This is a genomic window from Pseudomonas sp. S11P7, assembly GCF_023195435.1.
In the GTDB taxonomy this organism is placed as follows: domain Bacteria; phylum Pseudomonadota; class Gammaproteobacteria; order Pseudomonadales; family Pseudomonadaceae; genus Aquipseudomonas; species Aquipseudomonas fluorescens_G.
In genome coordinates, this window is record NZ_JALPKS020000002.1 from 4,296,411 (window position 1) to 4,320,544 (window position 24,134).

At 59.9% G+C, this 24,134-nt stretch carries 21 protein-coding genes; 1 reads left to right on the forward strand and 20 read right to left on the reverse strand.

The window, feature by feature from the left end; all coding sequences use genetic code 11:
* Positions 1-39: 39 nt before the first annotated feature.
* The 5 genes from surE to M0746_RS19955 all read right to left on the reverse strand — a co-directional run bounded on the left by surE (position 40) and on the right by M0746_RS19955 (position 4,407).
* Positions 40-789 carry a 5'/3'-nucleotidase SurE gene (gene surE, locus M0746_RS19935; protein WP_090282021.1) on the reverse strand — a complete coding sequence of 250 codons (750 nt, stop codon included), beginning with the start codon at positions 787-789 and terminating at the stop codon, positions 40-42.
* The gene (gene truD, locus M0746_RS19940) at positions 777-1,835 is read right to left on the reverse strand and encodes a tRNA pseudouridine(13) synthase TruD (RefSeq protein ID WP_258450353.1); all 1,059 of its coding nucleotides are present in this window, start codon (positions 1,833-1,835) and stop codon (positions 777-779) included. Before truD ends, surE begins: the two co-directional genes overlap by 13 nt.
* Positions 1,832-2,305 carry a 2-C-methyl-D-erythritol 2,4-cyclodiphosphate synthase gene (ispF, locus tag M0746_RS19945; RefSeq protein WP_007954821.1) on the reverse strand — a complete coding sequence of 158 codons (474 nt, stop codon included), beginning with the start codon at positions 2,303-2,305 and terminating at the stop codon, positions 1,832-1,834. The genes truD and ispF overlap by 4 nt, the downstream gene beginning before the upstream one ends.
* Before the next feature lie 54 nt (positions 2,306-2,359).
* On the reverse strand, positions 2,360-3,205 hold the full coding sequence (gene fghA, locus M0746_RS19950; RefSeq protein ID WP_274705833.1) for an S-formylglutathione hydrolase: 846 nt from the start codon (positions 3,203-3,205) through the stop codon (positions 2,360-2,362).
* A gap of 89 nt (positions 3,206-3,294) precedes the next feature.
* Positions 3,295-4,407 (reverse strand): S-(hydroxymethyl)glutathione dehydrogenase/class III alcohol dehydrogenase, encoded by a 1,113-nt coding sequence (locus M0746_RS19955; protein ID WP_203420942.1) that lies wholly within the window; start codon positions 4,405-4,407, stop codon positions 3,295-3,297.
* Between the two features lie 116 nt (positions 4,408-4,523).
* Here M0746_RS19955 and M0746_RS19960 point away from each other — a divergent pair, with 116 nt between their 5' ends.
* Positions 4,524-5,420 carry a LysR substrate-binding domain-containing protein gene (locus M0746_RS19960; protein WP_258450354.1) on the forward strand — a complete coding sequence of 299 codons (897 nt, stop codon included), beginning with the start codon at positions 4,524-4,526 and terminating at the stop codon, positions 5,418-5,420.
* A gap of 112 nt (positions 5,421-5,532) precedes the next feature.
* On the opposite strand, the gene ispD is transcribed toward M0746_RS19960, so the two are convergent.
* The 15 genes from ispD to bamA form a co-directional block, all read right to left on the reverse strand.
* Complete coding sequence (gene ispD / locus M0746_RS19965; RefSeq protein ID WP_258450355.1) at positions 5,533-6,240, reverse strand: 2-C-methyl-D-erythritol 4-phosphate cytidylyltransferase; 708 nt, start codon at positions 6,238-6,240, stop codon at positions 5,533-5,535.
* On the reverse strand, positions 6,237-6,515 hold the full coding sequence (gene ftsB, locus M0746_RS19970) for a cell division protein FtsB (RefSeq protein WP_007964293.1): 279 nt from the start codon (positions 6,513-6,515) through the stop codon (positions 6,237-6,239). Before ftsB ends, ispD begins: the two co-directional genes overlap by 4 nt.
* Before the next feature lie 171 nt (positions 6,516-6,686).
* Positions 6,687-7,976, reverse strand: coding sequence for a phosphopyruvate hydratase (eno, locus tag M0746_RS19975; RefSeq protein WP_258450356.1), 1,290 nt, complete (start codon positions 7,974-7,976; stop codon positions 6,687-6,689).
* A gap of 156 nt (positions 7,977-8,132) precedes the next feature.
* Positions 8,133-8,978: a 3-deoxy-8-phosphooctulonate synthase gene (gene kdsA, locus M0746_RS19980; RefSeq protein WP_007954807.1), complete on the reverse strand. Its 846-nt coding sequence runs from the start codon at positions 8,976-8,978 to the stop codon at positions 8,133-8,135.
* 5 nt (positions 8,979-8,983) lie between these two features.
* Entirely contained in the window at positions 8,984-10,615 is a 1,632-nt protein-coding gene (locus M0746_RS19985; protein WP_208938532.1) for a CTP synthase, read from the reverse strand.
* A gap of 274 nt (positions 10,616-10,889) precedes the next feature.
* Positions 10,890-12,182, reverse strand: coding sequence for a tRNA lysidine(34) synthetase TilS (gene tilS, locus M0746_RS19990; RefSeq protein ID WP_258450357.1), 1,293 nt, complete (start codon positions 12,180-12,182; stop codon positions 10,890-10,892).
* A gap of 166 nt (positions 12,183-12,348) precedes the next feature.
* Entirely contained in the window at positions 12,349-13,296 is a 948-nt protein-coding gene (locus M0746_RS19995) for an acetyl-CoA carboxylase carboxyltransferase subunit alpha (RefSeq protein WP_038357918.1), read from the reverse strand.
* A gap of 139 nt (positions 13,297-13,435) precedes the next feature.
* Positions 13,436-16,957: a DNA polymerase III subunit alpha gene (gene dnaE / locus M0746_RS20000; RefSeq protein ID WP_258450358.1), complete on the reverse strand. Its 3,522-nt coding sequence runs from the start codon at positions 16,955-16,957 to the stop codon at positions 13,436-13,438.
* A gap of 76 nt (positions 16,958-17,033) precedes the next feature.
* Positions 17,034-17,660, reverse strand: a complete 627-nt coding sequence (gene rnhB / locus M0746_RS20005; RefSeq protein WP_258451507.1) for a ribonuclease HII — start codon at positions 17,658-17,660, stop codon at positions 17,034-17,036.
* An 11-nt stretch (positions 17,661-17,671) separates the two neighbouring features.
* The gene (gene lpxB, locus M0746_RS20010; RefSeq protein ID WP_274705834.1) at positions 17,672-18,802 is read right to left on the reverse strand and encodes a lipid-A-disaccharide synthase; all 1,131 of its coding nucleotides are present in this window, start codon (positions 18,800-18,802) and stop codon (positions 17,672-17,674) included.
* A 2-nt stretch (positions 18,803-18,804) separates the two neighbouring features.
* The gene (gene lpxA, locus M0746_RS20015; protein ID WP_093104250.1) at positions 18,805-19,581 is read right to left on the reverse strand and encodes an acyl-ACP--UDP-N-acetylglucosamine O-acyltransferase; all 777 of its coding nucleotides are present in this window, start codon (positions 19,579-19,581) and stop codon (positions 18,805-18,807) included.
* Positions 19,578-20,018: a 3-hydroxyacyl-ACP dehydratase FabZ gene (gene fabZ, locus M0746_RS20020; RefSeq protein ID WP_016771469.1), complete on the reverse strand. Its 441-nt coding sequence runs from the start codon at positions 20,016-20,018 to the stop codon at positions 19,578-19,580. Before fabZ ends, lpxA begins: the two co-directional genes overlap by 4 nt.
* A 106-nt stretch (positions 20,019-20,124) precedes the next feature.
* Positions 20,125-21,180, reverse strand: coding sequence for a UDP-3-O-(3-hydroxymyristoyl)glucosamine N-acyltransferase (lpxD, locus tag M0746_RS20025; RefSeq protein ID WP_258450359.1), 1,056 nt, complete (start codon positions 21,178-21,180; stop codon positions 20,125-20,127).
* Positions 21,181-21,183: 3 nt separating this feature from the next.
* Positions 21,184-21,687 carry an OmpH family outer membrane protein gene (locus M0746_RS20030; RefSeq protein WP_003222140.1) on the reverse strand — a complete coding sequence of 168 codons (504 nt, stop codon included), beginning with the start codon at positions 21,685-21,687 and terminating at the stop codon, positions 21,184-21,186.
* A gap of 45 nt (positions 21,688-21,732) precedes the next feature.
* Entirely contained in the window at positions 21,733-24,108 is a 2,376-nt protein-coding gene (bamA, locus tag M0746_RS20035) for an outer membrane protein assembly factor BamA (RefSeq protein WP_208938537.1), read from the reverse strand.
* Between the last annotated feature and the right edge of the window lie 26 nt (positions 24,109-24,134).

Sequence of the window (24,134 nt, forward strand, 5' to 3'; positions counted from 1 at the left end):
CGATACCGCTGCGCAACCGGTCTTCGTGTTCACGGGCCATCAGCTCAGCCCTCCAAGCCAGCCGTCAAGACTTCTGAACGCATCGTTGAAGGTGCGATCGAGCTGCAACGGAGTGATCGACACATAGCCTTGCATCACCGCATGAAAATCAGTCCCGGGACCACCGTCTTCGGCATCGCCGGCTGCCGCGATCCAGTAACCGGCCTTGCCGCGCGGATCGACCACTTTCATCGGTGCTGCCGCGCGGGCACGGTGGCCGAGTCGGGTCAGCTGAATGCCACGAATATGATCGAGCGGCAGATTGGGAATGTTCACGTTGAGTACCGTGCGCGGCGGCAGGTCGAGGCTCGCATGGGCCTCGACCAGCTTGCGCGCGAAGTGGGCCGCTGTCGGCAGATTATCCACCTGGCGTGATACCAGCGAAAAGGCAAATGATGGACGCTCGAGAAAGCGACCTTCGAGAGCAGCGGCCACGGTTCCGGAATACAGCACGTCGTCGCCCAGATTGGCGCCAAGGTTGATGCCGGACACGACCATGTCCGCCTCACGCTCCAGCAAGCCGTTGAGGCCCAGATGCACGCAGTCGGTCGGTGTGCCGTTGAGGCTGATGAAGCCGTTGGCCAGGTATTGCGGGTGCAGCGGACGGTCGAGCGTCAGCGAACTGCTGGCACCGCTTTTGTCCTGCTCAGGGGCGATAACCACGCACTCGGTGTAATCCGCCAGCGCAGCATAAAGCGCGGCGAGACCGGGTGCAGTTACCCCATCGTCGTTAGAAATCAGAATACGCATGGGCTGTCCGTCTGCCCCACCGGCACCAGATCAACGAGTTCGCGCACCAATACGGTGGCGAAGCATCCGGCCGGAAGGACGAATTCCAGTTGCAGAATGTCAGGCTGGGGATAATGCCACGTCAACCCGCCAATGGGCAGCCGCAGGATGCGCCGTTCGTGGCTCATTCCGGCATTGACCAGCCAATCGCGCAGCTCGGCTTCAGCGCCAGCGATCCCCTGCTCCAGTTCATGGACAGCCCCCGACGCCGGGGAGTCACCTTCGCCCCACTGCGGACCGGTCGGGTGCAAATCCAGAATCGCCAGGCGCGGGTCGCTGCACTCCGCTTCGCCGGCAGGAAAGAAACTGCGGCTATCGGTGAACGCGAGCAGATCACCGACCTGGGCTTTCTGCCAGGTGCCGTCTGCCACCCGCGCGGCGAGCACCTTGTTAAAGAGAAAACTGCGCGCTGTCGACAGCAGCCGCGAACGCACGTTGCGCTGCTCCGGCAATGCCTTGCGCGCCGCCCAACCACGGGCATCGACGACATTGCCGCCGTCATGACCGAAACGCTGAGCGCCGAAATAATTCGGGATGCCCTGTTTGGCAATCAGTTGCAAACGGTGTTCAAGCGCAGCCTTGTCGCCGGCAAACCGGGTCAGACGCAGCGTGAAACCGTTGGCCGAATGCGCGCCCCGTTGCAGCTTGCGCTTGTGCCGGGTGGTCTTGAGGATTTTCAGTGTGTCGTTTTCCGCCGCTGACAGATCCGGATCGGCCTTGCCCGGCAATTGCACGCTGAACCACTGCCGGGTCAGCGCCTGACGGTCCTTGAGGCCGGCATAACTGACGGTGCGCAACGGCACACCCGCCGCCTTGGCAATACGCCGTGCGGCTTCTTCGGTGTTCAGACCGCGCTTTTCCACCCAGATCCACAGGTGCTCGCCGTCGCCGCTGAACGGAATGTCGAGCACTTCGTCGACCTGGAAATCCTCCGCGATGGCTTTCAGGACCGCCGTGCCGAGGGGTTCGCCATAGGCGCGCGGGCCGAGCAATTGCAGGTCGTTCATGCGCGCAGCAACAAGGCAACGGAATGCACGGCGATGCCTTCTTCGCGACCGACAAAGCCAAGCTTTTCGGTGGTGGTAGCTTTGACGTTCACTTGATCGAGCTCAACTTGAAGATCCGCAGCGATCAGCGCGCGCATCGATTCGATATGCGGGGCCATTTTCGGCGCCTGGGCGACGATGGTGTTATCGACGTTGCCGACTTTCCAGCCCTTGGCGTGGATCAGACTGACCACATGACGCAGCAGCACGCGACTGTCGGCGCCCTTGAATTGCGGGTCGGTGTCAGGGAAGTGTTTACCGATATCACCCAGCGCCGCAGCGCCGAGCAAGGCATCGCTCAAGGCGTGCAGCAGGACGTCACCGTCGGAATGAGCGAGCAGCCCGAAGCCGTGTGCGATACGCACGCCGCCCAGAGTAATGAAATCGCCTTCAGCGAAACGGTGCACATCATAGCCGTGGCCAATACGCATAAAAGAAACGCCCCGATTTTTGTCAGGGCGTGATTCTACCTGCTTTGTCGAACATTAGGCGCCTAGAGCGCGTGCGTGATGCTGCAAGTGGTCGTCTATAAAGCTTGAGATGAAGAAATAGCTATGGTCGTAGCCCGGTTGCAGGCGCAACTCCAGCGGATGCCCTGCTTGTTTTGCCGCGTGTTGCAGGGCTTCGGGCTTGAGCTGAGTGGCGAGGAAATCATCGCGATCGCCTTGATCGACCAGCAGCGGCAGCTTTTCCTTCGCATCGGCCAGCAGTGCGCAGGCGTCCCACTCTTTCCACTTCGAACGGTCTTCTCCCAGATAGTTGGTAAAAGCCTTCTGCCCCCACGGGCAATCCATCGGGTTGTTGATCGGCGAAAAGGCTGACACCGATTGATAACGCCCCGGATTGCGCAACGCACAGATCAACGCGCCGTGGCCGCCCATGGAGTGGCCGCTGATGCTGCGTTTGTCCGAGGCCGGGAAATGCGCTTCGACCAGCGCAGGCAACTCCTGCACAACGTAGTCATGCATCCGATAGTGCCGCGCCCAGGGTTGCTGCGTGGCATTCAGATAAAAACCGGCGCCGAGACCGAAGTCCCAGGCCTTGTCCGCATCGTCCGGCACATCCGGGCCGCGCGGACTGGTGTCCGGCGCGACGATAATCAGACCGAGTTCGGCGGCCATGCGCATGGCGCCGGCCTTTTGCATGAAGTTCTCATCGGTACAGGTCAGACCCGAGAGCCAGTACAGCACCGGTAATTTACCGCCCTGCTCCGCCTGCGGCGGCAGATAGACAGCAAAGACCATGTCGCAATCGAGCACTTCGGAGCGATGGCGATAGCGCTTGTGCCAACCGCCAAAACTCTTCTGACAGGAAATGTTTTCCAGATTCATAGCTATCTCAGCGACAAGCTGCAAGCTTCAAGCTGCAAGAGGTCGTTGAGCCTTCTTGCAGCTTATGGCTTGTAGCTTGTCGCTGCTCCTTAGAAATGGATGACGGTACGGATGCTCTTGCCTTCGTGCATCAGGTCGAAAGCCTTGTTGATATCTTCCAGGCCCATGGTGTGGGTGATGAAAGTATCCAGCGGGATCTCACCGCTCTGGGCCATGTCGACGTAGCTCGGCAATTCGGTACGACCCCGCACGCCGCCGAACGCCGAACCGCGCCAGACGCGACCGGTGACCAACTGGAACGGACGGGTAGCGATTTCCTGGCCGGCACCGGCGACACCGATGATGACCGACTCGCCCCAGCCTTTGTGGCAGCACTCAAGGGCAGCGCGCATCAATTGCACGTTGCCGATGCACTCGAAGGAGAAGTCAACGCCGCCATCGGTCATGTCGACGATGACTTCCTGGATCGGACGATCGAAGTCTTTCGGGTTAACGCAGTCGGTGGCGCCCAACTGTTTGGCGATCTCGAATTTGGCCGGGTTGATGTCGATGGCGATGATCCGCGCAGCCTTGGCTTTTACCGCGCCGATGACCGCCGACAGACCGATGCCGCCCAGACCGAAAATGGCCACGGTGTCACCCGGTTTGACCTTGGCGGTGTTGATTACCGCGCCGATACCGGTGGTAACGCCGCAGCCCAGCAGGCAGACCTTTTCCAGCGGCGCGTCCTTGGAGATCTTCGCCACGGAGATTTCCGGAAGCACGGTGTATTCCGAGAAAGTCGACGTGCCCATGTAATGGAAAATCGTTTCGCCCTTGTAGGAAAAACGCGAAGTCCCGTCCGGCATCAAGCCTTTACCCTGAGTCGCTCGAATCGCCTGACACAGGTTGGTCTTGCCCGACTTGCAGAATTTGCACTGGCCGCATTCCGGGGTGTACAGCGGAATGACATGATCGCCGACCGCAACCGAGGTCACGCCCTCGCCGATGGCTTCAACGATGGCGCCACCTTCGTGGCCGAGAATCGACGGAAAGATCCCTTCCGGGTCGGCGCCGGACAAGGTGTAAGCGTCGGTGTGGCAAACCCCGGAAGCCACCACGCGCAGCAACACTTCACCGGCCTTTGGCATGGCGACATCGACTTCTACGATTTCCAGCGGCTTCTTGGCCTCGAAGGCAACGGCGGCGCGCGACTTGATCATGCTGACTCTCCAGTGAATCCATTGAATAAAAAACCAGACAGGCAGTGTAGTTCAGCGCCGCTTGATTAATAATCCAGGCCAAAGCAAAACATTATTGCCATACAGGGATAATCCCGATGCTGGAAAACCGCTGGGAAGGCATTGACGAGTTTGTTGCCGTGGCCGAATGCAGCCAGTTCACCGCCGCCGCTGAACGTCTCGGGGTTTCGTCTTCACATATCAGTCGACAGATCGCGCGCTTGGAAGAGCGTCTACAAACGCGCCTGCTCTATCGCAGCACGCGCCGCGTCACCTTGACCGAAGCCGGGCAGACATTTCTGCAGCATTGCCAGCGTCTGCAGGACGGTCGCGAAGAGGCGTTGCGCGCCGTCGGCGATCTGGCCAGCGAACCGAAAGGCATGCTGCGCATGACCTGCGCCGTGGCGTATGGCGAACGTTTTATCGTGCCGCTGGTGACGCGCTTCATGGGTTTGTATCCGCAGTTGCGCGTTGATATCGAGCTGAGCAATCGTCAACTCGACCTGGTCCATGAAGGTCTGGACCTGGCGATTCGCCTCGGCCGCCTGCAGGATTCGCGGTTGGTTGCCACACGGCTAGCGCCCCGGCGCATGTACTTGTGCGCGTCACCGTCCTACCTTGAACGGTATGGTCGCCCACACAGCTTGTCGGAATTGAGCCGGCACAATTGTCTGATCGGCAGTTCGGATATCTGGCAGCTTGAGCAGAACGGCCGTGAATTTTCCCAACGGGTGCAGGGCAACTGGCGCTGCAACAGTGGCCAGGCGGTACTGGATGCGGCGTTGCAGGGCGTGGGGTTGTGTCAGTTGCCGGATTATTACGTGCTGGAGCATTTGCACAGCGGCGCGCTGATGTCCTTGCTGGAGGCGCATCAGCCGCCAAATACGGCGGTGTGGGCGCTGTATCCGCAGCAGCGACATTTGTCGCCGAAGGTGCGCAAGTTGGTGGATTTTCTTAAGAAAGGGCTGGCCGAGCGGCCGGAGTATCAAGAGTGAGTAATGCGTTGCCTGAAATACCCTATCGCGAGCAGGCTCACTCCTACAGGGGAACGCATTTCAAATGTCGGAGTGAGCCTGCTCGCGATGGCGGCTCAACAGGCGAAGAAGATCAGCGCCGGTTAGCCCAGCGTTGGCGCAACCACTCCAGATCTTCCGGCCGGGTCACCTTGAGGTTATCCGCCCGCCCCTCTATCAGACGCGGCTTCAATCCCGCCCACTCCATCGCCGAGGCTTCGTCAGTAATCACGGCATCCGCCACCAGGCTATCGGCCAACGCCCGATGCAACGCACCGAGGCGAAACATCTGCGGCGTGTACGCCTGCCAGATCACGCTGCGATCGACGGTTTCAACCACACGCCCGGACTTGTCGACGCGTTTCAGCGTGTCGCGGGCAGGAACGGCAAGCAAACCGCCCACCGGATCATCCGCCAGTTCAACGAGCAACTTGTCCAGATCGTCGCGACTCAGATTGGGTCGTGCCGCATCATGCACCAGCACCCAGTCTTCATCATCGGCGCCCTGCGCATGCAGATGCAGCAAGGCGTTGAGCACCGAAGCGGAACGCTCGGCACCGCCGTCGACGCGCTGAATGCGCGGATCGCTGACGCACACCAGGTTCGGCCAGTAAGGATCATCAACCGCAAGACTGACCACCAGCCCCTTGAGGCTCGGGTGATCGAGGAAACAGCCGAGGCTGTGTTCGAGAATTGTGCGCCCGCCCAATTGCAGGTATTGCTTGGGACGGTCAGCGGCCATTCGGGCACCGACGCCCGCGGCAGGAATCACGGCCCAGAAGTCCGGCAAGGAATCGATCATTGAGCCAACTGGTAAAGGGTTTCACCGTCCTTGACCATGCCCAGTTCGTGACGAGCCCGCTCTTCAACGGTCTCCATGCCTTTTTTCAACTCGCTGACTTCAGCGTCCATCACGCGATTGCGCTCCAGCAAACCTTCGTTCTCGGCATGTTGGTCAGCAATCTGCTGCTTCAGCTCGGCGACCTGCGCCAGGCTGCCGTTGCCCACCCACAGGCGGTACTGCAGACCGGCCAGCAGCAAGAGCAAAACGAGAAACAACCAGTAAGGACTGCGCATCGAATATCAGGTATCCAGTGAAAAAAGACCGCCACGCGAAAACTTCAAGCATCTGATAGCACGAAGCCTGGAAAGATCCAGGCTTGTGCTTTCAAGGCATCAGATTAGTGGCAAATCCATCGCTGTCACGACTTTTTCGACACAATCCGCTGTCCTTTCATCCATTTGTACTTAGCCGCGGAACTCGCTGCGACCGTTGTACCTGGCCTTGCCGTTCAATTGCTCTTCGATACGCAGCAGTTGGTTGTACTTCGATACGCGGTCGGAACGGCACAGCGAACCGGTCTTGATCTGGCCAGCCGAGGTGCCCACGGCCAAGTCGGCGATGGTGGAATCTTCGGTTTCGCCCGAACGGTGCGAGATCACCGCGGTGTAACCGGCAGCCTTGGCCATCTGAATGGCTTCCAGGGTTTCGGTCAGGGTGCCGATCTGGTTGAACTTGATCAGTATCGAGTTGGCGATCTTTTTATCGATGCCTTCCTTGAGGATCTTGGTGTTGGTCACGAACAGGTCGTCGCCTACCAGTTGGGTCTTCTCGCCAATCTTGTCGGTGAGGATCTTCCAGCCAGCCCAGTCGGACTCGTCCAGACCGTCTTCGATCGAGATGATCGGATAACGCTCGGTCAGGCCTTTGAGGTAGTCAGCGAAACCTTCAGCGGTGAACACCTGACCTTCGCCGGACAGGTTGTACTTGCCGTCTTCGTAGAATTCGCTCGCCGCGCAGTCCAGCGCCAGGGTCACGTCGGTGCCCAGCTTGTAACCGGCGTTGGCCACCGCTTCGGAGATCACTTTCAGCGCGTCTTCGTTGGACGCCAGGTTCGGTGCGAAACCGCCTTCGTCGCCCACGGCAGTGCTCAGGCCACGGGCCTTCAGCACAGCTTTCAAGTGATGGAAAATCTCAGTGCCCATGCGCAGACCTTCCGAGAACGACTTGGCGCCGACCGGCTGCACCATGAATTCCTGGATGTCGACGTTGTTATCGGCGTGCTCGCCACCGTTGATGATGTTCATCATCGGCACCGGCATCGAGTACACACCCGGCGTGCCGTTGAGGTTGGCGATGTGTGCGTACAGCGGCAGGTCCTGATCCTGTGCAGCCGCCTTGGCCGCAGCCAGGGATACCGCGAGGATGGCGTTGGCGCCCAGGGTTGCCTTGTTTTCGGTACCGTCGAGCTTGATCATCGCGTGGTCAAGGGCTTTCTGGTCGCTTGGGTCGGTGCCCAGCAGCAGATCGCGGATCGGACCGTTGATGTTGGCTACTGCCTTGAGCACGCCCTTGCCCAGGTAACGGCTCTTGTCGCCATCACGCAGCTCGAGTGCTTCACGCGAGCCAGTGGATGCACCGGACGGCGCGCAGGCGCTGCCGATGATGCCGTTGTCGAGAAGCACGTCCGCTTCCACGGTGGGATTGCCACGGGAGTCGAGAACTTCACGACCTTTGATGTCGACGATTTTTGCCATTGTTGTAAACACTCCAAAGTTGACGAAAACGACGCAGCTAGAGGAAATCTTCAATCGTCGGCAAGCGAAGTACAGCGGGCAGACTTGCAGACGACAACGCTCATGCCCGAGGGCATGAGCGACAAATCGTGCGGTACTTTACCGGAGAAATGAGGATTACGCGGTTTCTACCGTCGGAAAACTCTTCACCAGTTCGTCCAAAGCTTTGAGCTGGGCCAGGAATGGCTCCAGTTTGTCCAGACGCAAGGCGCAAGGGCCGTCGCATTTGGCGTTGTCCGGATCCGGGTGGGCTTCGAGGAACAGACCCGCCAGCGACTGGCTCATGCCGGCCTTGGCCAGATCGGTGACCTGGGCGCGGCGACCGCCAGCGGAGTCGGAACGACCGCCAGGCATTTGCAGCGAATGGGTCACGTCGAAGAATACCGGGTACTCGAACTGCTTCATGATGCCGAAGCCGAGCATGTCGACCACGAGGTTGTTGTAGCCGAAGCTCGAACCACGCTCGCAGAGAATCAGTTGGTCGTTACCCGCTTCCACGCACTTGTTCAGGATGTGTTTCATTTCCTGAGGCGCGAGGAACTGGGCTTTCTTTATGTTGATCACGGCGTTCGTCTTGGCCATCGCGACAACCAGATCGGTCTGGCGCGACAGGAAGGCCGGCAGCTGAATGATGTCGCAGACTTCAGCGACGACCGCGGCCTGATCCGGCTCGTGAACGTCGGTGATGATCGGCACGCCAAAGGCTTGCTTGATGTCCTGGAAGATGCGCATGCCCTCTTCCAGGCCAGGGCCGCGATAAGAGGTCACAGAAGACCGGTTGGCCTTGTCGAAGCTGGCCTTGAATACGTAAGGGATACCGAGTTTTTCGGTGACCTTCACATACTCTTCGCAAACCTGCATGGCCATGTCACGGCTTTCGAGCACGTTCATGCCGCCGAACAGCACCATGGGTTTGTCGTTGGCAATCTCGATGTCGCCGACGCGGATGATCTTCTGTGCCATCGGGGTTACGCCTTCTTCTGGTGTTGAGCCAACGCGGCCTTGACGAAACCGCTGAACAGCGGGTGGCCATCGCGTGGTGTCGAGGTGAACTCAGGGTGGAACTGGCAAGCAACGAACCACGGATGGTCAGCCGCCTCAACCACTTCAACCAACGCCGCATCAGCGGAGCGACCGGAAATTTTCAGGCCGGCTTCGATCAGCTGTGGCAGCAGGTTGTTGTTCACTTCGTAACGGTGACGGTGACGCTCGACGATCACGTCCTTGCCGTAGCAGTCGTGGACTTTGGAGCCTGGTTCAAGCAGGCAGTCCTGAGCGCCGAGACGCATGGTGCCGCCCAGATCGGACGCTTCGGTACGCACTTCGACGGCGCCGGTTGCGTCTTCCCACTCGGTGATCAGACCGACAACCGGGTGGCCGCTGGCGCGATCGAACTCGGTGGAGTTGGCGTCTTTCCAGCCCATCACGTTACGGGCGAACTCGATCACCGCCACTTGCATGCCGAGGCAGATGCCGAGGTAAGGCACCTTGTTTTCCCGAGCGTACTGAACGGCAGTGATCTTGCCTTCCACGCCGCGCAGACCGAAGCCGCCCGGTACGAGGATCGCGTCGACACCTTCGAGCAACGCGGTGCCCTGGTTTTCGATGTCTTCGGAATCGATGTAACGCAGGTTGACCTTGGTGCGGTTGCTGATGCCGGCATGGCTCATCGCTTCGATCAGCGACTTGTAGGCATCGAGCAGTTCCATGTACTTGCCGACCATGGCGATGGTCACTTCGTGTTCCGGGTTCAGCTTGGCATCGACCACCGCGTCCCACTCGGACAGATCGGCGCTGCCGCATTGCAGGCCGAAACGTTCGACGACGAAATCGTCCAGCCCCTGCGAGTGCAGGATGCCCGGGATCTTGTAGATGGTGTCGGCGTCTTCCAGGGCGATCACCGCACGTTCTTCAACGTTGGTGAACTGCGCGATCTTGCGACGCGACGAGATGTCGATCGGGTGATCGGAACGGCACACCAGCACGTCTGGCTGCAGACCGATCGAACGCAGTTCCTTGACGGAGTGCTGGGTCGGCTTGGTCTTGGTTTCGCCGGCAGTGGCGATGTACGGCACCAGTGTCAGGTGCATCAGCATTGCGCGCTTGGCGCCGACTTCGAAACGCAACTGGCGGATCGCTTCGAGGAACGGTTGCGACTCGATGTCGCCCACGGTACCGCCGATTTCGACCATCGCCACGTCAGCATCACCGGCACCCTTGATGATGCGGCGCTTGATTTCGTCGGTGATGTGCGGGATCACCTGGATGGTTGCACCCAGGTAGTCACCACGGCGCTCTTTGCGCAGCACGTGCTCGTAGACACGGCCAGTGGTGAAGTTGTTGTTCTGGGTCATGGTCGTGCGGATGAACCGCTCGTAGTGACCCAGGTCCAGGTCGGTCTCGGCGCCGTCATGGGTGACGAACACTTCACCGTGCTGGAACGGGCTCATGGTGCCTGGATCGACGTTGATGTACGGATCCAGCTTCAGCATGGTGACCTTAAGCCCCCGCGCCTCCAGGATAGCCGCCAATGAAGCCGAGGCAATGCCTTTCCCCAATGAAGAAACAACACCGCCCGTGACGAATATGTAGCGCGTCATGAAAAACCCTAGAAGTCTGCGTTAAAGCGGAACGAGCCGCCGGGGAAAGCGAAGGAAGGCCGAAGCCCCCGATCACCTGCATTAATCACAGTGCACCTTTCAAAAAAACCGCCGCGTTGGGACAGACCGGCAGGTGAAACACCGGTACGTTGCTCGCTACACATTTTTTGGAATCGCCCAGCAAAGACTGCTTGGTAATCGGCAACTCCTGCAATTCAGGCGAATCCACAGAAGTTGTATCAAGAAGGGAGCGTAGTCTACCGGAATGCTCCTTTCAGCTCAAACCTTGATCTTCACCGCTTGGTTGCCATTGCAATTTCCAGCCACCCTGCGCCGGGCCGTCGAGCCCCGGCAGGTTCGCCACCGCGAGCAGTTCATCGCCGCGAAACAGCAGCGGCAATCTGCCACGGACAAAACCCGGCATGCCGCGCTCATTGAGCAGGCGCTTGAGGTCACGATGGCCGCGCCCGGCGATCTGCATGACTTCCCCGCCATGACGATAAGCGATGCGTAACGGCCCGGATGGTGGCGCCCCGTCGAACAGCACACGACCGTTATCGGCCAAGCGTAGCGGCAACGACGGGGTCTGCCAGTCGGCGCCGATAGCTGGCGCGCGCAGCCATTCGCCGCTCAGCCACCAGACCCGGCCGCCACTGCGGTGCAGTTCGCCATCGGCCAGACGCCAGATGGGCGACGCGTCGACAGCGGCCTCGCACAGATCGCTCCAACCCGACCAATGGTCAGCATCCGGCAAGCGTGTCATCGGTCCGAGCCAATGGCTGAGGGCATTGCGCTGACGTGCCGGAGATAGCGCAGCCAGCGGCGCCAGTTCTACCGACGGTAATCCCAGCCACTCGAAATCATGCGCCGTCCTCGCCTGCGCCAGATCCATCTGCGCCAGCTCATCGAGCAAGCCCTGCGCCTCGCGCAAATGCGCAGCGCTGCGGGCCATGTTCGACTGCGCCTGTGGCCAGCGTTCGGTCAGCGCCGGCATGACTTGATGGCGTAGATAATTGCGGGAGAAATGCCGATCCTGATTCGAAGGATCTTCGATCCATGCCAGTTGATGAACGTTCGCGTAAGCCTCCAGCTCGGCCCGGGAAACCTCCAGCAACGGACGAACCAGCATCCCCTGGCCCACCGGGCGTTGCGCAGGAATGCCTGACAAACCGCGGACTCCGGCACCACGAACCAACCGAAACAACAGGGTTTCCGCCTGATCGTCACGATGTTGGCCAGTCAGCAGTACATCATTGCCCTCGGTCAGCGCATTGAACACCGCGTAACGCGCCTCCCGCGCCGCGCGCTCCAGGCTCGCCCCCGGCTGCACCTTCACTCGTTCGGTGATCAACGGCACGCCCAGCGCATCGCACACCGCCTGACAATGTTGCGGCCACGCATCGGCAGCAGCCTGAAGGCCGTGATGGATGTGGATAGCGCTGAGCGCAGGCAGGGAATGGGATTTTGCGAGACGGGCGAGCAGATGCAGGAGGACGGTGGAATCGAGGCCACCGGAGAAGGCGATGCGCCAGTGAGCGGCGTCGCGCCAGGGTTTGAGGTTCAGCAATAGCCGGGACGGCAAATCAGTGGGGACTGGCCCATTTCTGCACCTTTGCCTAAAACCCTGTGGGAGCGAGCCTGCTCGCGAATGCGGCTTAACATTCAACAGATTCGTCGACTGTCATACCGCTTTCGCGAGCAGGCTCGCTCCCACAGGAATACTGCGCGTTCGATTAGAGACCGTAGCTCATCAGTCGATCATAACGGCGCTTCAACAGCGCTTCGTTATCGAACTTCTTCAGCATCGCCAGTTGCGAGCTCAGCTCGGCACGGATCGATGCGGCAGCAGCGGCTGGGTCGCGGTGCGCGCCGCCCAGTGGCTCGCCGATCACCTTGTCGACGATGCCCAGGCCTTTCAGACGCTCGGCGGTGATGCCCATGGCTTCAGCGGCATCCGGGGCTTTTTCGGCGGTTTTCCACAGGATCGATGCGCAACCTTCCGGCGAAATCACCGCGTAGGTCGAGTACTGCAGCATGTTCAACTGATCGCAGACGCCGATCGCCAGTGCACCACCGGAACCACCTTCACCGATGACGGTGGCGATGATCGGGGTTTTCAGGCGGGACATCACGCGCAGGTTCCAGGCAATGGCTTCGCTCTGGTTGCGCTCTTCAGCGTCGATACCCGGGTAGGCGCCCGGCGTGTCGATGAAGGTCAGGATCGGCATCTTGAAGCGTTCGGCCATTTCCATCAGACGGCAGGCCTTGCGGTAGCCTTCCGGACGCGGCATGCCGAAGTTGCGGCGCACCTTCTCGCGCACTTCACGGCCCTTCTGGTGGCCGATGATCATCACCGGCTGGTCTTCCAGACGGGCGATACCGCCGACAATCGCGGCGTCGTCGGAGAAGTGACGGTCGCCGTGCAACTCGTCGAACTCGGTGAAGATGTGCTCGATGTAATCGAGGGTGTACGGGCGTTTCGGGTGACGCGCCAGGCGTGCGATCTGCCAGCTGGTCAGCTTGCCGAAGATGTCTTCGGTGAGCGTTTTGCTCTTGTCCTGCAGGCGGGAGATCTCATCGCCGATATTCAGCGAATTGTCATTACCGACCAAGCGCAACTCTTCGATCTTGGCTTGCAGGTCGGCGATCGGCTGTTCGAAATCTAGAAAATTCGGGTTCATAGGCGTCCGTCTTGGGTCGTGTCCCAAATGAGCTTGGGCCGGCCGGTTGTCTATTCGCGCCCTACCTTAAGGGAGAGGCGCGCTAAGGTCGAGATTAAAAATCCAGGTTGCGGGCGAGCGCAGTGATGGCACTCGCCGGTCAACGGTATTGGAGGAAGACGTTGTCTCGCCCGAACTGGTCACGCAGGGCTTGAATCAACGCATCCGCCGGGTCGATCCGCCAGGTCTCGCCGAACTGCAGCAAGGTCTTCGCATCCGGGCTGGTGTACTCCATGGTGATCGGGCACGCGCCGCGGTGACGCTTGAGCAGCTCACCCAGCCAGCGTAGCTGATCGCCTTTCAGGTCCTGGGTCTGCAGCTTCAGGCGCAGGCTCTCGGCGAGGTTGGTGCGCGCATCTTCCATGCTCATCACGCGCTTGACCCGCAGGCGCAGGCCGCCGGAGAAGTCGTCGTTGCTGACCTCGCCTTCGACCACCACCATCGCGTCGGTCTGCAACAGCGATTGCGCGGAATGGAACGCATCGGCGAACAGCGACGCCTCGATCCGCCCGGAGCGGTCGTCGAGGGTGATGAAGCCCATCTTGTCGCCCTTTTTGTTCTTCATTACCCGCAGGGCAATGATCATCCCGGCCACAGTCTGGGTGTCGCGGGCCGGTTTCAGGTCGATGATGCGCTGACGGGCGAAACGGCGGATCTCGCCTTCGTATTCGTCGATCGGGTGACCGGTCAGGTACAGGCCCAGGGTGTCTTTTTCCCCCTTGAGACGTTCCTTGAGGGTCAGCTCCTTGGCCTTGCGATGGGACGCGTAAACGTCGGCATCGGCTTCAACGAACAAACCGCCAAACAGGTCGGCGTGCCCGGAGTCGTGGGTGCGCGCGGTCTGCTCGGCCGCCTTGATCGCCTCCTCCATCGCCGCCAGCAGCACGGCGCGGTTGCGGTCGATATTGGCTTGATAAGCCTTTTGCTCGTCGTGGAAATACGGGCCCAGACGATCCAGCGCACCGCTGCGGATCAGACCGTCGAGGGTACGTTTGTTGATGCGTTTGAGGTCGACCCGCGCGCAGAAGTCGAACAGATCCTTGAACGGACCGGCCTGACGCGCCTCGGTGATAGCTTCAACCGGGCCTTCGCCGACGCCTTTGATCGCGCCGAGGCCATAAACGATGCGACCGTCGTCGTTCACCGTGAACTTGAACTCCGAAGTGTTCACGTCCGGCGCGTCGAGGCGCAGCTTCATCGTGCGCACTTCCTCGATCAAGGTCACGACCTTGTCGGTGTTGTGCATGTCCGCCGAGAGTACCGCGGCCATGAACGGCGCCGGGTAATGCGCTTTCAGCCAGGCCGTCTGATACGACACCAGACCGTAAGCAGCGGAGTGGGATTTGTTGAATCCGTAACCGGCGAACTTCTCTACCAGGTCGAAAATGTTACCGGCCAGATCGGCATCGATACCGTTGGTGGCGCAACCCTCAATGAAACCGCCGCGCTGCTTGGCCATTTCTTCGGGCTTTTTCTTACCCATGGCCCGGCGCAGCATGTCCGCACCACCGAGGGTGTAACCGGCCATGACCTGAGCGATCTGCATCACCTGTTCCTGATACAGGATGATGCCGTAAGTCGGCGCGAGTACCGGTTTGAGGCCTTCGTACTGGTAATCCGAGTGCGGGTACGCCAGTTCGGCGCGGCCGTGCTTACGGTTGATGAAGTCGTCCACCATGCCGGACTGCAACGGGCCCGGACGGAACAGTGCCACCAGTGCGATCAAGTCTTCCAGGCAGTCGGGCTTGAGCTTTTTGATCAGCTCTTTCATGCCGCGCGATTCAAGCTGGAACACCGCTGTGGTTTCGGCTTTTTGCAGCAGGCTGTAGGTCGGCTTGTCGTCGAGCGGGATAAACGCGATATCCAGCGGCGGCTCGTTGACCTTGGCGCGGTCGCGGTTGATGGTTTTCAGCGCCCAGTCGATGATCGTCAGGGTCCGCAGGCCGAGGAAGTCGAACTTCACCAGACCGGCCGCCTCCACGTCGTCCTTGTCGAACTGGGTCACCAGGCCATCACCGGCCTCGTCGCAATAGATCGGCGAGAAGTCGGTCAGCTTGGTCGGGGCGATCACCACACCACCGGCGTGCTTGCCGACGTTACGCACCACGCCTTCAAGCTTGCGCGCCATCTCCCAGATTTCCGCGGCCTCTTCATCGACCTTGATGAAATCACGCAGGATCTCTTCCTGCTCGTAGGCTTTTTCCAAAGTCATGCCGACTTCAAACGGAATCATCTTCGACAGACGATCCGCCAGGCCGTAGGACTTGCCCTGCACCCGCGCGACGTCACGCACCACCGCTTTTGCAGCCATGGAACCGAAAGTGATGATCTGGCTTACAGCGTTGCGGCCGTACTTCTCGGCCACGTAATCGATCACCCGGTCACGACCGTCCATGCAGAAGTCGACGTCGAAGTCGGGCATCGAAACCCGTTCCGGGTTAAGGAAACGTTCGAACAGCAGGTCATATTCCAGCGGGTCGAGGTCGGTGATCTTCTGCACATAGGCCACCAGCGAACCGGCACCCGATCCACGGCCGGGACCCACCGGTACGCCGTTGTTCTTGGCCCACTGGATAAAGTCCATCACGATCAGGAAGTAACCGGGGAAGCCCATCTGGATGATGATATCCAGCTCGAAATTCAAGCGGTCGACATAAACCTGCCGCTTGGCTTCGTAGTCTTCGGTGGTGTCTTTGGGCAGCAGCACCGCGAGGCGTTCTTCGAGACCGTCGAAAGAAACCTTGCGGAAGTATTCGTCGATGGTCATGCCATCGGGGATCGGGAAGTTGGGCAGGAAGTGCGTGCCCAGCTTGACTTCGATATTGCAGCGCTTGGCGATCTCGACGGTGTTTTCGATCGCGTCAGGAATATCGCTGAACAGCTCGAGCATTTCCTCGGCGCTTTTCAGGTATTGCTGATCGCTGTAATTCTTCGAGCGCCGCGGGTCGTCGAGGGCGCGGCCCTCACCGATGCACACGCGGGTTTCGTGGGCGGCGAAGTCTTCCTGCTTGATGAAACGCACATCGTTGGTTGCTACCAGCGGCGCACCGAGCTTGTCGGCCAGCGCCACGGCGCCGTGCAATTGCTCTTCGTCGTTGGGGCGATTGGTGCGCTGGATTTCCAGATAGAAGCGGTCCGGGAACACCGCCATCCATTCACGCGCCAGCGTCTCGGCTTCGGCCGGGTTGCCGCCGATCAGCGCCATGCCGATCTCGCCCTCTTTGGCAGCCGACAACATGATCAGGCCTTCGCTGGCTTCGGCGACCCACTGGCGCTCGACAATGATCATGCCGTTGCGCTGGCCTTCGATGAAGCCGCGCGAGATCAGCTCGGTGAGGTTGCGATACCCCTTGGCATTCATGACCAGCAGGCTGATCCGGCTCAGCGGGCCGTCCGGATCCTTGTTCGACAGCCACAGGTCGGCGCCGCAGATCGGCTTGATGCCGGCGCCCATGGTGTTTTTATAGAATTTGACCAGGGAACACATGTTGTTCTGGTCGGTGACCGCGACCGCCGGCATGTTCAGGGCCGTGAGCGCCTTGACCAGCGGCTTGATCCGCACCAGCCCGTCGACCAGGGAGTATTCAGTGTGCAGGCGTAGATGAACGAATGAAGCCGGCATAGTGATCCTGTCCAGTTACATAGAGACAACGAGGCCCGGATTGTACCGGGCCTCGAATAAAACATCAGCCTTGCGCCTAAACCTGGGTCAGCACTGCCCGTGCCTCGTAAGCCAGGCGCACCGGGGCGAACGAGCGCCGGTGAATCGGGGTCGGCCCCAGACGCGACAGCGCTTCCAGATGAACGGGCGTCGGGTAGCCTTTATGGCCGCCAATGCCGTATCCCGGATAGATCAGCTCGAAAGCGGCCATTTCGCGGTCGCGGCTGACCTTGGCCAGAATCGACGCGGCAGCAATCGCCGGGACCTTGCCATCGCCCTGCACCACCGCTTCGGACCGCATCGGCAACTGCGGGCAGCGGTTGCCGTCGATCATCGCCAGTTTCGGCTGAATGTGCAGGCCGGCCACCGCGCGCTGCATGGCCAGCATGGTGGCGTGGAGAATGTTCAGCTCATCGATTTCTTCGACTTCGGCGCGGGCGATGCACCAGCTCAAGGCCTTCTCGCAGATTTCGTCGTAGAGTTTTTCACGCTTGGCTTCGGTGAGTTTCTTCGAGTCATCGAGACCGAGAATCGGCCGATTCGGATCGAGAATCACCGCCGCCGTCACCACCGCACCGCACAACGGGCCGCGACCGACTTCATCGACGCCGGCCACCAGTTCTTCGATTTCGGCGACAAGGGTGAAATCCAGGCCCATCTGCATGCTTGTCTTGCTCATCGTGTTTGACCGATCAGGTTGAGGACGGCATCCGCCGCCTGATTGGAGGCATCCAGGCGCAACGTGCGATGGATCTCGTCGAAACCGCGAGTCTGTTCTTCGCCACCGTCGATCAACGGGGAAAGCGTCAACGCCAGCGCCTCGACTGTCGCATCATCCTGCAACAGCTCGGGCACCAGCAAGCGCTGAGCCAGCAGGTTCGGCAACGACACGTACGGGCTCTTGACCATGCGTTTGAGAATCCAGAACGTCAGCGGCGCCAAACGGTACGCCACCACCATCGGTCGTTTGTATAACAACGCTTCGAGGGTAGCGGTGCCGGAGGCGATCAACACCGCGTTGCATGCCGCCAAGGCCAGATGCGATTGACCATTGAGCAAGGTCACCGGCAAATCGCGGCCGGCGAGCAATTCTTCAAGCTGTGCGCGGCGCTCGGGATTGGCACACGGTATGACGAAGCGCAGCCCCGGACGCATGGCGCGCAAGCGTTCAGCCGTGTCGAGAAACAGCCCGCCGAGACGCGACACTTCGCCGCCGCGACTGCCCGGCATCAACGCGACCAGCGGGCCGTCGGGCAAACCCAGTTCAGCCCGCGCCGCGGCACGGTCGGCTTCAAGCGGAATGGTGTCGGCCAGGGTGTGGCCGACGAACCGCACCGGCACGCCCTTCTCTTCGTAGAATTTTGCTTCGAATGGCAGCAACGTCAACATCAGGTCGCAGCCTTCGCGGATCTTCAGCACGCGCTTCTGGCGCCAGGCCCACACCGACGGGCTGACGTAATGCACGGTCTTGATCCCGGCCTGACGCAGCTTGAGTTCGATATTGAGGTTGAAGTCCGGCGCGTCGATGCCGATGAACACGTCCGGCTTTTCGGCGATCAGCGTGGCGATCAGCTGCTTGCGGCGCTTTAACAGTTCGCGCAACCGGCCGAGAACTTCCACCAGGCCCATGACCGACAAGCGCTCCATGGGGAAGTAGGACTTCAGGCCTTCGGCTTGCATCAACGGACCACCGACGCCGATGAACTCGACGGCCGGGTGCTGCGCCTTGAGCGCACGCATCAGACCTGCACCGAGAATGTCACCGGAAGCTTCACCGGCCACCAGCGCAATACGCAGACTGGCCATGATCAGCGGGTGATGCCGCGAGTCGACGACAGGATGGAATCACGGAACACCGCGACTTCCGGGTACTGCGCAGCCGGTTCAGCGAGTTCGGCCAGTGCCTGCTCGACGGTCAGTCCCTGGCGATAAACAGTTTTGTAGGCGCGACGCAAGGTATGAATCGCGTCCTCGCTGAAACCACGCCGGCGCATGCCTTCGAAGTTCATGCTACGCGCTTCGGCAGGGTTGCCGAACACGGTAACGAACGCCGGAACATCCTTGCCGATCGCGGTGCCCATGCCGGAAAAGCTGTGGGCGCCAATATGGCAATACTGGTGCACCAGGGTAAATCCGGAAAGGATCGCCCAGTCATCCACGTGCACATGGCCGGCCAGCGCGGTGTTGTTGACCAGGATGCAATGGTTGCCGATGACGCTGTCGTGACCGATGTGCGCGTAGGCCATGATCAGGTTGTGATCGCCCAGCGTGGTTTCCGAGCGATCCTGCACGGTGCCACGGTGAATGGTCACGCCTTCACGGATGACGTTGTGGTCACCGATCACCAGGCGGGTTTCCTCGCCCTTGTATTTCAGATCGGGCGTGTCTTCGCCCACCGAGGAAAACTGGTAGATGCGATTGTGCTTGCCAATGCGGGTCGGGCCCTTGAGGACCACATGCGGCCCGATCACGGTACCCTCGCCGATTTCCACACCTGCGCCGATGATCGACCACGGGCCGACCTCGACGCCGTCAGCCAGGATGGCGGACGGATCGATGATTGCGCGAGGGTCAATCAAACTCATACTTTTTGTTCCGCGCAGATGATTTCTGCCGAGCACACCGGCTTGCCGTCAACCGACGCCTGGCATTCGAATTTCCAGATCTTGCGCTTGCAGCTGATGAAGGTCGCTTCGAGGATCAACTGGTCGCCCGGCTTGACTGGCTGGCGGAAGCGCAGCTTGTCGGAACCGACGAAGTAATACAGGGTGCCGTCGGCCGGTTTGACGTCGAGCATCTTGAAACCGAGGATCCCGGCAGCCTGCGCCATCGCTTCGATGATCAGCACGCCCGGCATGATCGGATGCGCAGGGAAGTGACCATTGAAGAACGGCTCATTGATGCTGACATTCTTGTAGGCGCGAATTCGCTTGCCTTCAGTGTCCAGTTCCACCACCCGGTCCACCAGCAGGAACGGGTAACGGTGAGGCAGGTATTCGCGAATCTCGTTGATGTCCATCATTTCAGGGGGAAGCCTATGTAAAGATTGGGAGCGCGACTGACGCGCACTCCTCTAGCAAATCAAGGACGCAGTCCAGAGGCTGTGCACACTTGATATGGAAATGGTATCAGCCATCAGATGAAGCATTGCCATCGGGGGTCACTTCCCCGACGCGCTTTTCCAACTGTTTGAGCCGTCGCGCGATGTCATCGAGCTGACGGATACGGGCCGCGCTTTTGCGCCATTCGGCCGCCGGTTGCATGGCTGTGCCGGAAGAATAGGCACCCGGCTCGGTAATCGAGTGGGTCACCATGGTCATCCCGGTCAGGAAAACGTTGTCGCAAATATCGATGTGGCCGACCAGACCGACACCGCCGGCGAGCATGCAGTGCTTGCCGATTTTGGTGCTGCCGGAGATGCCCACGCAGGCGGCCATGGCAGTGTGATCACCGACCTGGACGTTGTGTGCGATCTGAATCTGGTTATCGAGCTTCACACCATTGCCGATCACGGTATCGGCCAGGGCGCCGCGGTCGATGGCGGTGTTCACGCCAATCTCGACATCGTCGCCGATGGTTACGCCACCGATCTGTGCGATCTTCTGCCAGATGCCCTTCTCGTTGGCGAAGCCGAAGCCCTCACCACCGAGCACGGCGCCGGACTGAATCACCACACGCTTGCCGATGCGCACGTCGTGATACAGCGTCACGCGTGGAGCGAGCCAGCCGCCCTCGCCGATTTCGCTGCGGGCACCAATCACGCAATGCGCGCCCAAGGTCACTTGCGCGCCGATTCGCGCGCCAGCCTCGATCACCACAAACGGGCCGATGCTGGCGGTTGGATCAACCACTGCGTCCGCAGCGATCACCGCTGAAGGGTGGATACCCGCAGGCGCTTTTGGCTTGGGATCGAACAAATGCGAGAGACGCGCATAGGCCAGATAAGGATCCGGCACCACCAGCGCATTACCGGCAAAACCTTCAGCATCGGCTTCCTTGAGCAGCAACGCTGCCGCCTGCGAGCCCGTCAGGTATTTGCGATATTGAGGGTTTGCCAGGAAGCTCAACTGAGCTGGGCCAGCCTCTTGCAAAGTGGCTAGCCCAGTAATTTGCTTCTCGGGGTCGCCACGCAGGGTGGCGCCGAGGAACTCGGCCAACTGGCCGAGCTTGATAGTCACGGTCATGGGTTACTTCAGCTGATTCATGCGCTCGATAACCTGGCGCGTGATGTCGTACTGAGGTTTGACATCGATCACTGCGCCACGCTCGAACACCAGGTCAAAACCACCTTTCTTGATGACTTCTTCCACAGCGCTGTCCAGTTTCGGCTTCAGCTGCTTGAGCATTTCGCGGTCGGCAACGGCTTTGGCTTCGTTCAGCTCCTTGGACTGGAACTGGAAGTCACGGGCCTTTTGCTTGAATTCCAGCTCCAGACGCTCGCGCTCGCCTTGCTGCATCTTGTCGCCACCGGCCATCAGACGATCCTGAATACCTTTGGCGCTGCTTTCCAGCGTTTTCAGTTTGGTCAGTTGCGGACCGAACTTTTTCTCGGCATCCACGGCGTATTTCTTCGCCGCGTCGGATTCCAGCAGAGCCATTTGATAGTTCAGAACGGCAATTTTCATGTCGGCAAATGCCGGGCCTGCCACCAGTACGGAGGCCAGGAGAACCAATTGAGTCAACTTACGCACGATGCACTCCTACAAAATCCATTGTCGTTATCTTGGGTCAGACGCTTAGAACGTCTGGCCGAGGGAGAATTGGAACACTTGAGTTTCAGCGTCATCCGGTTTCTTGATCGGCATGGCCAACGCGAAGCTCAGAGGACCCAGTGCGGTGACCCAGGTCACACCCACACCCACGGAACTGGCCATGTTGCTCAGACTGATGTCGTTGCACTTGGTGTTGGACGACGAACCGTTAGCGTTCGTAGTGTCCTTGCACTGCGAGTCAAACACGTTACCGACATCCCAGAATACCGAAGTACGCAGGGAGCGCTGATCTTTCACGAACGGCAGCGGGAACAGGACTTCCACGCCACCCTGAATCAGGACGTTACCACCGAACGGCAGTGGATCCTGATCCGGGTCGGCGATGGTGCCCGGGTTGGTACCACGGCTCGGCGTACTGCGCGGGCCGAGGGTGCTGTCCTTGAAGCCGCGTACCGAGTTGAAACCACCAGCATAGTAGTTTTCATAGAACGGCAAGCCATCGGTCGAACCGTAACCGTCGCCGTAACCGAGTTCGGTATGCAGACGCAGGGTGTAGTTTTCAGTGATCGGCTGGAACAACTGACCGCGGTAGTCGAGCTTGAAGAACGACAGGTCACTGCCCGGGATGGTGCTTTCCAGGGTCAGGCTCTGGGAACGACCACGGGTCGGCAGTACGCCTTTGTTCAGGGTCGACTCGGACCAGCCGGCCGACGCCTTGAAGTTCAGGTAGCTGTCACCTTCCTTTTCAACGAAATCAAAGATCTCGTCAACGGTGTAGCGACCGGTGTTGATCTTGTCCTGCTGCGCGGACAGACCGAAGGTCAGACGCGAAGTCTCGCTGATCGGATAGCCAACGTTCACACCGGCACCCAGGCTGTCTACGGCGTAGCTCGAGATATCGGCATCGAGCTCATCGTAGTCGGTGGTGCGATAGAACGCGTTGTAGCCCAGGCTCACGCCATCGGCGGTCCAGTAGGGATCAACGTAGCCGAAGTTGTAGCGGCTCTGATATTCGCTACGGGTCAGACCGATGCTGACGCGGTTACCGGTACCGAGGAAGTTGTTCTGGGTGATCGAACCACCGAGGATCAGACCGGCACTCTGGGCGAAACCGACGCTGGCGGTAATCGAACCCGACGCCTGCTCTTCAACGGCGTAGTTCACATCAACCTGGTCGTCGACACCCGGAACAGCCGGGGTCTCGACGTTGACTTCCTTGAAGAAGCCCAGACGCTCAAGACGGGTCTTGGACTGGTCGATCAGGTAAGTCGAAGCCCAGCCACCTTCCATCTGACGCATTTCGCGACGCAGCACTTCGTCCTCGGACTTGGTGTTGCCGCGGAAGTTGATGCGGTTGACGTAGGCACGCTTGCCCGGATCGACCGCGAACAGGATGTCGACAGTGTGGTCGTCATCATGCGGCTGAGGCACGCCGTTGACGTTGGCGAAGGTGTAACCCTCGTTACCCAGACGGCGGGTGATCAGTTCGGAAGTGGTGGTCATCAGCTTGCGCGAGAACACCTGGCCCTTCTGCACCAGCAGCAGGGATTTGATCTGGTCTTCAGGGACTTTCAGGTCACCGCTGAGCTTGACGTCACGAACGGTGTACTTCTCGCCTTCGGTGACGTTGACGGTGATGTAGACGTGCTTCTTGTCCGGGGTGATCGACACCTGGGTCGAAGCGATGTCCATGTTGATATAGCCGCGATCCAGGTAGTAGGAGCGCAGACGCTCCAGGTCACCGGACAGTTTTTCACGGGCATATTTGTCATCGTTCTTGAAGAACGACAGCCAGTTGGTGGTTTTCAGTTCGAACAGGTCGGTCAGGTCTTCCTCGGGGAACACCGTATTGCCCACCACGTTGATGTGCTGAATCGCGGCAACCGTGCCTTCGTTGATCTTCACTTTCAGACCAACGCGGTTACGCGGTTGCGAAACCACTTCGGTATCGACGGTAGCCGAGTAACGACCCTGTGCGACGTACTGACGCTGCAGCTCGTTACGCACGCCTTCGAGGGTGGCGCGCTGGAAGATCTCGCCTTCGGCCAGACCGGATTGCTTGAGGCCTTTCATCAGGTCTTCGGTCGAGATCGCCTTGTTGCCTTCGATCTCGATACTGGCAACCGACGGACGTTCGACGACCGTGATCACCAGTACGTTGCCTTCGCGGCCCAGCTGGATATCTTGAAAGAAACCGGTTTTGAACAGCGCACGAGTGGATTCCACCAGGCGACGATCATCCGCCTGCTCGCCGACGTTCAACGGCAAGGCACCAAAGACACTACCCGCGGAGACCCGCTGGAGGCCATTGACGCGAATATCAGAGATAGTGAAGGACTCGGCGTGAACTTCGGCGATCATCAATACGGTGAGAACCGCAGTTAGCAGCAGACGTTTCATGAAGTCCTTTCTTATTCCAACTGGCA